The following is a 13080-nucleotide window of genomic DNA, read 5'->3' as shown; positions in this document are numbered from 1 at the left end:
TGCCTTGCTGCAGAAGGGCGTGCGCGCAAATCGTCTGACTGTTCTAAACTTCCTTCACCTTCGCGCAATCGCGAACCGACTGACCGAACGGAACCGACTTCCGCCGGCTATGTCCGATTTCCTGGCTGTTCCGTGCAACGCGGTACCAAGGAGGGTCTGAACATGGCAAGGCATCTTCACGCCGACCGTGAACCCCGAATCGTCGCCGAGTCCAAGTGCCTCGGCCCGTGCGATCCGGCAGAACGCATCCACGTCACGATCATGTTGCGGCGGCAGGAAGAAGGGCAACTCGATACGTTGGTCCACCAGCTCGCCACCGGCGACACACAGGCGAAACCGCTGTCACGCGAAGCATTCGCGCAGCGTTTTTCCGCCAATCCCGACGACATCCGCAAGACCGAGGACTTCGCGCGTCATCACCAGCTCACGGTCGATCGCGTCGATCCGGTCGAGAGCGTCGTCGTGCTGTCGGGCACGATCAAGCAGTTCGAAGCCGCATTCGGCGTCACGCTCGAGCGTTTCGAGCATCGGTCGATCGGCCAGTATCGCGGCCGCTCGGGCCCGATCGCGCTACCCGACGATCTCGGCGATGCCGTCACGGCCGTGCTCGGCCTCGACAGCCGCCCGCAGGCGCGGCCGCATTTCCGGCTGCGTCCGCCGTTCCGGCCCGCACGCGGCGGCGCGGCGGGCGTCACATTCACGCCGGTCCAGCTGGCGTCGCTGTACGGCTTTCCGGCCGGCGACGGCGCCGGCCAATGCATCGCGATCGTCGAACTCGGCGGCGGCTATCGCGCGGCCGATATCCAGCAGTACTTCCGCGGGCTCGGGATCACGACGCCGCCCACGCTCGTCGACGTGAACGTCGGGACCGGCCGCAACACGCCGACCGGCGACCCTAACGGCCCGGACGGCGAAGTCGCGCTCGACATCGAGATCGCCGGTGCGATCGCGCCGGCCGCGAAGATCGCCGTCTACTTCGCATCGAACAGCGACGCGGGCTTCATCCAGGCCGTCAACGCGGCCGTCAGCGACACGACCAACAAGCCGTCGGTGATCTCGATCAGTTGGGGCGGCCCGGAAGCGACCTGGCAGGCGCAGTCGGCACAGGCGTTCAACCGCGTGCTGCAGGCGGCCGCCGCGCAGGGCGTTACCGTGTGCGCGGCGTCCGGCGACAGCGGCTCGGGCGACGGGCTGCAGGACGGCGCCGATCACGTCGACTTCCCCGCATCGAGCCCGTACGTGCTCGGCTGCGGCGGCACGCAGCTCGACGCGCTGCCGGGGCAGGGCATCCGCAGCGAGGTCACGTGGAACGACGAGGCGGCTGGCGGCGGCGCGGGCGGCGGCGGCGTCAGCACGCTGTTCGACGTGCCGGCGTGGCAGCAGGGGCTCGCTCTCACGCTTGCCGACGGCAGCCGCACGCCGCTCACGAAACGCGGCGTGCCCGACGTGGCCGGCGATGCGTCGCCGCAGACGGGTTACGAGGTGTCGGTCGCCGGCACGGCTACCGTGATGGGCGGCACGAGCGCGGTCGCGCCGCTGTGGGCCGCGCTGATCGCACGGATCAATGCGGCGGCCGGCGCATCGGCCGGCTGGATCAATCCGGTGCTGTACAAGAATCCGGGCGCACTGCGCGACATCACGAAAGGATCGAACGGCACCTATGCGGCCGCTTCGGGCTGGGATGCGTGCACGGGCCTCGGCAGCCCGAACGGCGCGCAACTCGCCGCGATCCTCGCGCGCAAGCCGTCGAGCTGACGCGCGGGCACACGCCTTTCCGTTCGACGCGGGTGTCCTGCCCGCGTCTTTTTTCACCTCCAGGAGCAGCACGATGGGCATCGATTCCGCATCTTCCGGCGGCGTGTATCCGCTGCATCACGGCGACCACAATTCACACGGCGTGCCGCCGACCATCAACCCGGTCGCGCTGAGCCACGGCCGGGACCAGCCGTTCTTCGACCCGGTCGCGTACGGCAATGGCCCCGACGACTCGGTGACCGATACGACCGAGGCGGCCGCGATCACGCATCACACGATCCTGATCGACGGCAAGCGCATCGCGTACACGGCGACGGCCGGCCACCTCGTGACGGTCGACTCGAGCAGTTCGCAGCCGGCCGCGAAGATCTTCTACGTCGCGTTCACGGCCGACGGCGCGACGGAGGAAACGCGCCCGGTGACGTTCTTCTATAACGGCGGGCCCGGCTCGTCGTCGGTATTCGTGCTGTTGGGTTCGTTCGCGCCGAAGCGCATCAAGACGTCGATGCCGGGTTTCACGCCGCCCGCGCCGTACCAGATGGAAGACAACCCGGACAGCATGATCGACCACAGCGATCTCGTGTTCATCAACCCGGTCGGCACCGGTTATTCGGCGGCTGTCGCACCGCACAAGAACCGCAACTTCTGGGGTGTCGACCAGGATGCGGATTCGCTGAAGCAGTTCATCAAGCGCTACCTGACGAAGAACAACCGCTGGAATTCGCCGAAATACCTGTTCGGCGAATCGTACGGCACCGCGCGCAGCTGCGTGCTCGCGTACAAGCTGCACGAGGACGGTGTCGACCTGAACGGCGTCACACTGCAATCGTCGATCCTCGACTACCGACAGGCCGGCAATCCGGTCGGTGCGTTGCCGACCGCCGCGGCCGACGCGTGGTATCACAAGAAGCTCGGCGTCACGCCGGCGCCGACCGATCTCGGCGCATTCGTCGAGGAGGTCGCGCAGTTCTCGCGCACCGATTACCTGAACGCGCTGCGCACGGTGCCGCATGCGGACCCGGCCGCCGTGCAGAAACTGTCGCAGTACACGGGCATCGACACGGCGACGCTGCAATCGTGGAGCCTCAACATCGCGGGTTACGACACGCGTGGCAATTCGCTGTTCCTGACGACGCTGCTGCATGCGCAAGGGCTCGCGCTCGGCTCGTACGACGGCCGCGTGACAGGGATCTCGTCGGGCATCGCCGGCAAGATCGACCCGAACTCGGGCGGCAACGATCCGACGATGACGGCCGTGACGGGCGTCTATACGGCGATGTGGAACAGCTACCTGAACGAGCAGCTGAAGTTCACGTCGAATTCCGCGTTCACCGACCTGAACGACCAGGCGTTCCAGAACTGGGATTTCAGTCACATCGACCCGACCGGCGCGCAGCAGGGCATCGATGCGCAGGGGAACGTGATTCTCTACACGGCCGGCGATCTCGCGGCGGTGATGGCGTTGAACGTCGATCTGAAGGTGCTGTCGGCGAACGGTTTCTACGATTTCGTCACGCCGTTCTACCAGACCGTGATCGACCTGCAGCAGATGCCGCTCGAGGACCAGCAGGTGCGGCAGAACCTGTCCGCGCGCTTCTATCCGTCGGGGCACATGGTGTATCTCGACGGCGGCTCGCGCACCGCGCTCAAGCGCGATCTCGCGACGATGTACGACGCGACGGTCAGCAATACGGGCGCGCGGATGCGGATTCGCGCGCTGCAGGCGAAGAAGACGGGCGGGCACGCATAGCGGTGCCCGTCGCCGGGTTGCCGCGCGTAGCTGTCACGGCCGCGCGCGGCGGTTGGGCTCCGACGCTGCCGGCCGGTCGCCGGGCCGCAGCGCCGGATGCGTGTGACGAGCCGGTCGCTCAGCGTCGATAGCGGCTTACGCGGCCGGCCAGTCGAACATCGTGTACGGCAGCGCGCGCTTGTGGCGCGAACCTTCGTGGAAGCGCAGCACGGTTTCGTACACGTGGTCGCTGACCGGCTTGCCTTCGAGGAAATCGTCGATTTCGTCGTAGCTTACGCCGTATGCGTGCTCGTCGGGGCGCAGCGGGCGCAGTTCCTCGAGGTCGGCCGTCGGCACCTTCATCACGATCAGCTCCTCGCCGCCGAGTGCACGCGCGACCGCGCGTACGCGGCGCTTGTTCAGGCCCGCGAGCGGCAGGATGTCCGCGCCGCCGTCGCCGAACTTCGTGAAGAAACCCATCAGCGATTCGGCGGCGTGATCGGTGCCGATCACGATGCCGCGCTGCGCGCCGGCCACCGCGTACTGCGCGATCATGCGCTCGCGCGCCTTGATGTTGCCGTGCACGAAATCCTGCTGCGCGGGTGTTTCGAATACGTGGCCGGCTGCGGCCAGCGAGCCGAGCATTGCGTCGGCGGCCGGCTTCACGTCGACCGTCAGCACCTCGTCCGCGCGGACGAACGCGAGCGCGCGCTGCGCATCGGCTTCGTCGTTCTGCACGCCGTTCGGCAAGCGCATGGCGATGAAGCGCGCATCGTAGCCGTCGGCGCGCAGGCGTTCGACCGACAGTTGCGCGAGCCGGCCGGCCGTCGACGAATCGACGCCGCCGCTGATGCCGAGCACGTAGGTCCGCAGGCCGGTTGAACGAAGGTACTGCGCGAGGAACTCGACGCGGCGGGCGATCTCGGCCTCGGCGTCGAAGTGCGGGGCGACGTTCAGTTCGGCAATGATCGCGCGTTGGCGGCTGGCGTAATCGGCGGATGTCATGAAGGAAGTTCCGGAACGAAATGCAAGGCGCCCATCATAAGCGCAATCGCGGCGCGCCGCCGCGCCGGGCGTGCGTTCCGGCGATTTCGCGTTGCTTCGGCGAGACGCGCTGCATCGCCGTGGTGCACGGTGCGCCGGGCGGGTGCAGGATGCCTCGCGAAGGGCATCCGTGCGCAGGGTGTCGATGCGAACGAGGACCCGATGAGCGCCGTCAGCGCCGCGCGAGCACGACGCCCACCAGCGCGAGCGCGAAGCCGGCGAGCTGGATCGCCGCGAGCGTTTCGCCGAACAGCCAGTAGCCCTGCAGCGCGGCCAGCGGCGGCGCAAGGAACAGCAGCGACGTCGCGCGCGCTGCATTGCCGCGGCGCAGCATCCACATCAGCATCGTGACCGCGCCGCCGGACAGGAACACGACGCCCCACACGAGCGACACCCACAGTGCCGGTGCGCCGATCCAGCGCGTTTCATGAAGCAGCGCGACGAAGACCGCTGCGACGATCGCCGCGCCGAAGTTTTGCACGGCAACCGCCGTGCGCAGGTCGCTCTGCGCGAGCTTGCCTTTCTGGTACAGCGAGCCGGCCGTGATCGATCCGACCGCCAGCACCGACACGGCGACGACGAGCCACGCGGGCGCCGCGCCCGGCGGGGGCGCGACGCCGCCCGTGACCTTCGGCGCCAGCACGAGCGCGACGCCGGCGAGCCCGAGCGCCATCCCGAACCAGCCGCGCCTGGGCAGGCGCTCGTTGAACAGCGGGACGGCAAGCACGGCGGTGGCGAGCGGCTGCAACGCGCCGAGCAGCGCCATGACACCGGCATTCAAGCCTTGCGCGACGGCCCAGTAGCTCGCGCCGAGATAAACGCCTTGCAGCAGTGCGCCCGCGATCAGGTGGCGCGGCCATTCGCGGCGGGCCGGCCACGGTGCGCGCGCGACGAGCGCCACGACGCCGAACAGCGCGGCCGTGCCCGCGAAACGCGCGAGCAGGAACAGGTTGGGGTCGGCGTAGGGCTTGATTGCCCGCGCAACGATGAAGCCGGTGGACCACAGCGCGACGAACGCGGCGGCGACGATCGAGGTAAGCATGCGTGACGGGCCGCGAGGCGGCCGGACAGAAACGGGAAGTCGGCCAGTATCGGGGGAAGCGGCGCCGGCGTCTTGTCGAATCCTGCACTCATGCGGGACGATGCGCGGCAGTGCCGGTCGTCACGGTGCTTGGGGGGGCGCGGAAGGGAGGGGTGCCGCGCAGCACGAGGCGGCGCGGGTGCGAAGCCGCGGCGGTCGGCCGAATCAGTCGATCGAGAATGTGTCGAGCGGCTGGTTCGCGCGCGCGTCGGTCGCGAAGCGCGCGGCGAGCTGTTCGTAGAGCCGGCGCGCCTCGTCGAGCGTCAGGTCGATCCAGTACGGATCGCCGGCCGCATCGTTGAGGCGTTCGGGCGGAAACTGGATTTCGATCACACTGCCTTTGCGATACATGGCGCGAGCCCCTTTGCTTGATCTGTCGTTCGGCGAAACGCAAAGTGTAGCAACCGGCATCGCGCCGATTCGCGCGCGTGAGGCAATACAGAATTTCGCTTTCGGGAAACGCGGCCGGCTCCGTTTCGCGCCGTCGTCAAATGCCGGTCAAACGGCCGTAATACAATGGCCAGCTTACCCATTACAGTCGCCTCGGGCGCACACGCGATGCTGGCGGAACAACGTCATCAATACATCCTGTCGGAGCTCGGTCGGTCGGGCGCGCTGTCGGTCGCGGAACTCGTCCGTTCGCTCGACGTGTCGCGCGAAACGGTCAGGCGGGACCTGAACGCGCTGGCCGCGCGCGGCCTGCTCGTGATGACGCACGGCGGCGCGCTGGCCGCGGATCGCCGCGAGCCGAGCCTGTCCGAGCGCGAAGCCGCGAACGCCGAAGCGAAGCGCACGATCGGGCGGCGCGCGGCCGAATTCGTTCCCGACGATGCATCGGTGCTGATCGATTCGGGCAGCACGCCGCATGCGGTCGCGCTGGCGCTCGCCGACCGGCACCGGCTGTCGATCTACACGAACGACTGGCGTACCGCGTTCGTGCTCGCGCGGCGCAACGGCAACCGCGTGACGTTGCTCGGCGGCGAGCTGTCCGACGACGAGGACGCAACCTTCGGGCTCGACACGATCCACCAGCTCGCGCAATACCACGTCGATTTCGCGTTCGTCGGCGCCGGCGGCATTACGCCCGATGGCGAATGCACCGACTACTCGCGGCTCGCGGCCGAAGTGCGCAGCCGGATGATCGCGGCGGCCGGCACGGCGATCATCGTCGCCGACCATTCGAAATTCGGCCGCGTGACGCCGGTGCGGATCAACGGCACGGCCGCCGCCCGCTATCTCGTGACCGAGCGCGCGCCCGACAAGGCCGTGCGCCGTGCGCTGACCGCGCGCGGGATCGAACTGCTCGTGTGCGACTGACGCGCGTCCGACATACAAGGTTCACCGAACCGTCATCCCGCGGGAAGAACCGCCGTCAACACTGACCCATTCACCTCGACCGGCCGCCAGGCCAGGGAGCAACGAATGACCGTCAGCGTGCGCAGCTATCTTTCCCCCACCTTGGTCCTGCTGGCCTTCGACTGGCCCGATGCGGCGTCGCGGTCCGATTTCCTCGGCTTCGCGATCCGGCGCACGCCGGGCTTCTGGTCGATCGACGGCAAGACGCGTGCGCCGGACAGCTGGTTGCCGAACCGCCTGACCTTCGACGGCCCGGCCGCCGACACGCAGGGCGATGCACCGACCGACCAGGCGCCGATCCAGAAATTCATGTGGTGGGATGCGCGCATCGATCCTCAGGACCGCGATGCGTCGTTCCGCTACGACGTCTATCCGGTCGTCGGCACGCCGGCGAACCTGCAGGTGCTCGACGCGCAAGCCGGCGTGTGCGATGTCGTGCTGCCCGCGCACATCGAGGACGGCATCGGCACGTGGTTCAACCGCGCGGTGGTCAGCTCGCAGGCGTTCGCGAAGCAGGTCGCGGCGCTGGGCCTCGCGCCGAACGAGGCGCCGAACGAGGCGCCGAGCGAGGCGCCGAGCGACGCGCAGGCGCTGAAGCTGCGCACGTGGCTCGCGAACGACATGGAGCAGGTGTTCGCGGAGATGCTCGACCCGGCGTCGCGCGCGGCCTCGGCCGTTTATCACCTGACCGACACGCTGTGGGCGCTGCCCGCATTCGAAGCATTCGGGCGCAAGCACGGCGAAGCGTCGCTCGCGATCGTCTACGATGCGCACACGACGGCGCGCAAGGGCAAGCCGCCGCTGCCGTCGCCGAACCAGCCGGCCGTCGACGCGCTGCAGGGTCTCGCGACGCTCGCGCCGCGCGACAAGACGCACATCATGCACGACAAGTTCGTCGTGACCGATGCGCCGTCGAACCCGGCGCCCGCGCGTGTGCTGACCGGTTCCGCGAACTTCACGACCGAGGGGCTGACCGAGCAGGCGAACGTGCTGCACGCGTTCGACTCGCCCGTGCTGGCTGCGCTGTACAACGACCGTGCGCATGCGCTGGCCGGGAATCCGTCGATCGCGGAGACGGCGAAGCTGACGTCGGGCTGGTCGGCGCCGATGACGATCGGAAGCGCGCAGGTGCGCGTCGCGTTTTCTCCGGAGCCGGCGGGGCAGCGCACGGAGATCGACACGATCGTCGCCGCGATCGCGGCGGCGAAGCATTCGGTGTCGTTCTGCCTGTTCATGCCGACCGACGCTGCGCTGCGCGACGCCTGTTTCGCGGCCGGCGACCGCGGGTTGATGATGTTCGGGCTGGTGAACAAGATCAACGTCGGCAGCGCGACGAAGGCCGATACCGCGCAGCAGGCTGGCCAGACGCTCGATGCGGCGACGCTCGCGAACCTCGAGCTGTACCACCGCAGCCGCGACAACCACGACGTGATCGATGCCGCGTATTTCTCGCCGGCCACCGTGCCGCAGGGTTTCACGCCGGAACTGCGGCTCTTTCCCGGCGAGCCGGCGCCGGCTTTTCCGCCCGTCGTGATCCATCACAAGTTCATCGTGATCGATGCGGAAGGCGCGAATCCGGTCGTCTATACGGGCTCGGCGAACATGAGCCGCAACTCCGAGCAGTACAACGACGAGAACCTGCTCGAGATCCGCGACAAGCGGATCGCGGCGATCTATCTCGCGGAATTCCTGCGGCTCTACGAGCACTATCGCGCACGGGCTTTGGCGATCAATGCGAAGCAGCACGGCACGGACGCGGGGACGGCCGCGCATGCGCGGCTCGTGCTCGCACCCGATTCGAGCTGGGCGAAGAAGTATTACGTGGCGGGAAGCCCGGAAGAGAAGGCGCGGATCGCGCTGGCGTCGACCGCGCCGACGGACTGACGCGCTGAAGTGCTGAAGTGCTGAAGTGTGAAGGGCGCGGATGGTGCGCGCCCCGGCCGGCGGTTGCCGCCGCTTACGCGGCGACGTAGCGCAGCACGGCGTCGGCGATCGTGTCGCGATGCCGCGCGCGCAGGCGCGGCGCCGACGGGTCGCGGCCGAACGCGGCGCCGAACGTGTAGCGGTTCGACACGCGGTGGAAGCAGAACGAACTGATCAGCAGGTGCAGGTCGAACGCGTCGATGTCCTGGCGGAACGCGCCGCTGGCCGCGCCACGCTCGACCAGTTCCTCGAGCGTCTTGATGATGCTGACGTTGCGGTTCTTGAACGACTTCAGCTGTTCGAGATACTTCGCGCCGTGGATGTTCTCGATCGACACGAGGCGGACGAAGTCGCGATGCTTGTCGTGATAGTCGAACGTGAATTCGACGAGGCGGCGCATGCCTTCGCGCGGCTCCATGTCGCCGACGTGCAGTTCCTGCTCGAGCGCGCGGATGTCGCCGTACACCTTCTCCAGCACGGCCTCGTACAGGCCTTCCTTGCTTTCGAAGTAGTAGTAAAGCATGCGCTTCGTCGTGTTCGTGCGCTCGGCGATCGCGTCGACGCGTGCACCGGCGAGGCCCATCGCAGAGAATTCCTGCGTGGCGACATCGAGGATGTTGCGCTTGGTTTGCTCGGGATCGTATTTACGCCGCGCTTCGGACGCAAGCGCGCGGGTGTCGGACGTGGCGGCCTTGCTTCCTGCTTTCATGTGACTTTATTGTGGGTTCGCGGCGGCTTGGAAAAGGCATTCTAGCATGTGGGAAACCCCCGCCCGGCCGACCTTCCGCTCTAATCGGCCAGGCCATCCGGCCCGGCCGTTGCGGCCGCCGCGGCCGCTCAGCGGCGGCAGGATGCGAGCGCGTCGCGGGCCTGGTACGCGGTGTACGTGAGCTGCGCGGCCGCGAGGCCGGCCAGCCCGAACGTGCGCGTGAGCCCGAACGCGTTGAAGCCTTCCGGCACCGGCCGGCCTTCGGCCAGCGCGGCGGCGAGCGCCTCGCCGGCCACCGTGGTCGGCGCCATCCCGTGACCGCCGAACGCGATCGCGTGCCACACGCCGTCCGCGTCGCGGCCGATCTGCGGCATCTTGTGCCGCGCGTAGCTCATCAGCCCGCCCCACGCGTAGTCGACCTTCACGCCTTCCAGTTGCGGATACACGCGCAGCAGGTCGCGCCGCAGCAGGCGCGCGATCGCGTCGGGGCCGCGGTCGAGCACCGAGATCCGGCCACCCCACAGGATGCGCGTGTCCTTCAGCGGGCGGTAGTAGTCGAACGCGAAACGGGTGTCGTAGATCGCGTATGGCGCATCGATCGCGTCGGGCAGCCGCGTGCCGAGCGGTTCGGTCGCGATCACGTAGGTCGCGATCGGCAGCACCGCGCGCTCGATGCGCGGCGACACGCCGCGTGCGTAACCGCCGCCGGCGAACACGACGTCCTTGGCGCGCACCGCGCCCTGCGCCGTGCGCACGACGTACCCGGCGCCTTCGCGCGCGATGCCGAGTGCCGCCGAGCGTTCATACACGCGTGCGCCGCCGCGCGATGCGGCCGCCGCGACGCCGAGTACGTACTTGAGCGGATGGAAGTGGAACGCGTTCGGCTCGAACAGGCCGTCGTAATACCGCTGCGTCTTCAGCCGCTCGCGCAGTGCGCCGGTCGGGACGGGTTCCCAGTCGACGCCCAGTTCGCTCTTCATCAGCGTGCGCACGCTGTCGAGCCGCGACGGATCGTCGAACCAGTTCGCGAGCATCACGCCCTGATCGACGATGTCGCAGTCGATCCCGTAGCGCGCAATGCGCGCGCGGATCAGGTCGACCGCGTCGACGGTGAGCCGGTACAGCCGGCGCCCTTCTTCACGGCCGAGCGTGCGCAGCAGGTCGGCGTTGTCGAGGCTGTAGCCGCCGAACACGAAGCCGCCGTTGCGGCCCGATGCGCCGAAGCCGACCCGTTCGCCGTCGAGCACGACGACGTCGTGCACGCCGCGCTCGACGAGGCCGAGCGCCGTGCACAGGCCGGCGAGGCCGCCGCCGACGATGCAGACCTGCGTGTCGATCGTGCCGGTCAGTTGCGGGTAGGGCTGGCGGGTAACGGTGGCTTCGTAGAAGTTCTGCATGCGATTTCGATGATTCGTAACGGCGGAAAAACGGACGGCGCGCGTCGATCTTGCCTGAACGCGCGCGCCGCGTCGAATGGAGGTTGTTTGGGCGCCGGCTGCCGCGCGAGGGCGGCGGCTGGTGCGATGCGGGTCGATCCGGGCGGTCAGGCGCCCGGCGCCGGGTTGGCCGGACGCGCGACGTAGCCCGCGTAGCCGGCGTCGGCCTGCGGCGCGGTTTCAGGCGTCGCGTTGCGTTCGATCCACGGTGCGATCTCCATGTCCTCGTAGCGTACGAGGCGGCACTTGCGCACCAGCGCATAGCCGAGCCAGATCGCGAGGAAGAACGGCAGGCCGATATAGGTCGCGGCGACGCCGACCCAGTCGATCTTGTCGGAGAGGAACGCCTGGTAATCCTGGCCGAGCGCGACGACTGCGCACAGCGCGAACGCGAACAGCGGGCCGAACGGGAACCACTTCGCCCGGTACGGCAGCTGGTCGAGCCGGTAGCCCTGCTTCAGGAAACCCTTGCGGAAGCGGTAGTGGCTCACCGCGATGCCCAGCCACGTGATGAAGCCGGCCATGCCCGACGTGTTCAGCAGCCACATGTACACGGTCTTGTTGCCGTACAGCGACGTGAGGAAGCACAGTGCGCCGACGGCCGTCGTCGCATACAGCGCGTTGCGCGGCACGCCGCCCCGCGACAGCTTCGCGAAGATTTTCGGCGCACGGCCTTCGACCGCGAGGTTGTAGAGCATCCGCGTCGACGCGTACATGCCCGAGTTGCCGGCCGACAGCACGGCCGTGAGGATCACCGCGTTCATCACGCCGGCTGCGAACGCGAGGCCCGCGTGGCGGAACACGAGCGTGAACGGGCTCACGCCGATGTCGGTCACGTCGCTCTTCAGCAGGCTCGGATCGGTGTAGGGAATCAGCACGCCGATCACGAAGATCGCGAGCACGTAGAACAGCAGGATCCGCCAGAAGATCTGGCTCACGGCGCGCGGGATCGTCGTGCGCGGGTTTTCCGATTCGCCGGCCGCGACGCCGATCATTTCGGTGCCCTGGAACGAGAAGCCCGCGATCATCGCGACGCCGAGCATCGTCGCCCAGCCGCCCGCGAACGGCGCATCGCCGATCGTGAAGTTGCTCCAGCCGGCGCTCGGGCCGCCGCGCATGATCCCGAAGATCATCAGCAGGCCGACGCCGACGAACGCGAGCACCGTCAGCACCTTGATCAGCGCGAACCAGTATTCGGCTTCACCAAAGCCGCGCACCGACAGCGCGTTGAGCGCGAAGATCAACGTGAGGAACAGCGCGCTCCACCAGACGCCCGGTACATGCGGGAACCAGTAATTCATCACGAGTTGCCCGGCGACGAGCTCCACCGCCAGGGTCACGGCCCAGCTGTACCAGTAGTTCCAGCCGAGCGCGAAACCGAAGCCTTCGTCGACGAACTTCGCGCCGTAGGTCGCGAACGAACCCGACACGGGCATGAACGCGGCCATCTCGCCGAGGCTCGTCATCAGGAAGTACACCATCAGGCCGATCACCATGTACGCGAGCATCGCGCCGCCGGGGCCGGCCTGCGAGATCGACGCGCCGGACGCGACGAACAGGCCCGTGCCGATCGAGCCGCCGATCGCGATCATTCGCAGATGGCGGGCCTGCAGCGCACGGTGAAGGGACGGCTTCGCGGGCGGCGAGCCGGACGGGCGGGGCGAATCGGGGCGGGCATCTGAATGCATGGCGGGCGCTGGGCGCTGTCTCCGGGATTGTTTTTTCGGCGACGAAGCGCGACGCGTTGCCGGCCGCGGGGCGGGCAGCGGTGAGGCGGTGCGGAAGCGGGCTCGACGAGCCGGGCCGCGAGGCGTGTCGCGTTCGTCTGGCATCCGGCTGCCGTAGTGGCGGCCGGCGGCGCGCCGGGTGCGCTGCACCTCGACGTCGCCCCGATTGTGTGTGCCCGATGCACGGCCGGCAAACGATATTTCCGAACAGGGTGATGCAGGTTTGTCATCAACTTGAATCGCGCCACGGTGTGTCTGACAGCATGGATACGGGCTTTGGATACGTCCCGTATCAGGGCGGGAGCGTGCGGGCTGGACCG

Annotated in this window: 10 protein-coding genes; 4 read left to right on the top strand and 6 right to left on the bottom strand. The window is 68.2% G+C overall.

The features are described 5' to 3' along the window. Positions 1-162 precede the first annotated feature (162 nt). Together U5809_RS30580 and U5809_RS30575 are read left to right on the top strand one after the other, a co-directional pair. Positions 163-1755, top strand: a complete 1593-nt coding sequence (locus U5809_RS30580) for a S53 family peptidase (RefSeq protein WP_322089255.1) — start codon at positions 163-165, stop codon at positions 1753-1755. Between the two features lie 73 nt (positions 1756-1828). Next, positions 1829-3505 (top strand): S10 family serine carboxypeptidase-like protein, encoded by a 1677-nt coding sequence (locus U5809_RS30575; RefSeq protein WP_322089254.1) that lies wholly within the window; start codon positions 1829-1831, stop codon positions 3503-3505. Positions 3506-3640: 135 nt separating this feature from the next. Here the strand turns inward: U5809_RS30575 and nadE are convergent, their stop codons facing one another. From nadE to U5809_RS30560, 3 genes are all read right to left on the bottom strand, one after another. After that, positions 3641-4489, bottom strand: coding sequence for an ammonia-dependent NAD(+) synthetase (nadE, locus tag U5809_RS30570; RefSeq protein WP_176051804.1), 849 nt, complete (start codon positions 4487-4489; stop codon positions 3641-3643). 211 nt (positions 4490-4700) lie between these two features. Further along, positions 4701-5570, bottom strand: a complete 870-nt coding sequence (locus tag U5809_RS30565) for a DMT family transporter (protein WP_322089253.1) — start codon at positions 5568-5570, stop codon at positions 4701-4703. Positions 5571-5774: 204 nt separating this feature from the next. Continuing rightward, a complete protein-coding gene (locus U5809_RS30560; protein ID WP_006480515.1) occupies positions 5775-5960 on the bottom strand; it encodes a hypothetical protein in 186 nt (61 codons plus the stop codon). Positions 5961-6167: 207 nt separating this feature from the next. Between U5809_RS30560 and U5809_RS30555 the strand changes: the two genes are divergently transcribed. Next, a complete protein-coding gene (locus U5809_RS30555) occupies positions 6168-6926 on the top strand; it encodes a DeoR/GlpR family DNA-binding transcription regulator (RefSeq protein WP_059238924.1) in 759 nt (252 codons plus the stop codon). A gap of 105 nt (positions 6927-7031) precedes the next feature. Then, on the top strand, positions 7032-8849 hold the full coding sequence (locus U5809_RS30550) for a phospholipase D-like domain-containing protein (RefSeq protein WP_322089252.1): 1818 nt from the start codon (positions 7032-7034) through the stop codon (positions 8847-8849). A gap of 73 nt (positions 8850-8922) precedes the next feature. On the opposite strand, the gene U5809_RS30545 is transcribed toward U5809_RS30550, so the two are convergent. From U5809_RS30545 to U5809_RS30535, 3 genes are all read right to left on the bottom strand, one after another. Further along, positions 8923-9597, bottom strand: a complete 675-nt coding sequence (locus U5809_RS30545; RefSeq protein ID WP_176048528.1) for a TetR family transcriptional regulator — start codon at positions 9595-9597, stop codon at positions 8923-8925. A gap of 128 nt (positions 9598-9725) precedes the next feature. Continuing rightward, complete coding sequence (locus U5809_RS30540; protein WP_322089251.1) at positions 9726-10994, bottom strand: FAD-binding oxidoreductase; 1269 nt, start codon at positions 10992-10994, stop codon at positions 9726-9728. A 146-nt stretch (positions 10995-11140) separates the two neighbouring features. Then, positions 11141-12721, bottom strand: a complete 1581-nt coding sequence (locus U5809_RS30535) for an amino acid permease (protein ID WP_322089250.1) — start codon at positions 12719-12721, stop codon at positions 11141-11143. Between the last annotated feature and the right edge of the window lie 359 nt (positions 12722-13080).

The organism is Burkholderia sp. BCC1999 (genome assembly GCF_905339975.1).
In the GTDB taxonomy this organism is placed as follows: Bacteria; Pseudomonadota; Gammaproteobacteria; order Burkholderiales; family Burkholderiaceae; genus Burkholderia.
Note: the sequence above shows the minus strand (reverse complement) of the source record. Positions and strands in the feature narration are given on the sequence as shown.

Bases quoted from the DNA above. Each gene is read 5' to 3' on its own strand.
- U5809_RS30565 (WP_322089253.1), bottom strand. From the start codon at position 5,570: ATGCTTACCTCGATCGTCGCCGCCGCGTTCGTCGCGCTGTGGTCCACC.
- U5809_RS30560 (WP_006480515.1), bottom strand. From the start codon at position 5,960: ATGTATCGCAAAGGCAGTGTGATCGAAATCCAGTTTCCGCCCGAACGC.
- nadE (WP_176051804.1), bottom strand. From the start codon at position 4,489: ATGACATCCGCCGATTACGCCAGCCGCCAACGCGCGATCATTGCCGAA.
- U5809_RS30575 (WP_322089254.1), top strand. From the start codon at position 1,829: ATGGGCATCGATTCCGCATCTTCCGGCGGCGTGTATCCGCTGCATCAC.
- U5809_RS30580 (WP_322089255.1), top strand. From the start codon at position 163: ATGGCAAGGCATCTTCACGCCGACCGTGAACCCCGAATCGTCGCCGAG.
- U5809_RS30545 (WP_176048528.1), bottom strand. From the start codon at position 9,597: ATGAAAGCAGGAAGCAAGGCCGCCACGTCCGACACCCGCGCGCTTGCG.
- U5809_RS30550 (WP_322089252.1), top strand. From the start codon at position 7,032: ATGACCGTCAGCGTGCGCAGCTATCTTTCCCCCACCTTGGTCCTGCTG.
- U5809_RS30555 (WP_059238924.1), top strand. From the start codon at position 6,168: ATGCTGGCGGAACAACGTCATCAATACATCCTGTCGGAGCTCGGTCGG.
- U5809_RS30535 (WP_322089250.1), bottom strand. From the start codon at position 12,721: ATGCATTCAGATGCCCGCCCCGATTCGCCCCGCCCGTCCGGCTCGCCG.
- U5809_RS30540 (WP_322089251.1), bottom strand. From the start codon at position 10,994: ATGCAGAACTTCTACGAAGCCACCGTTACCCGCCAGCCCTACCCGCAA.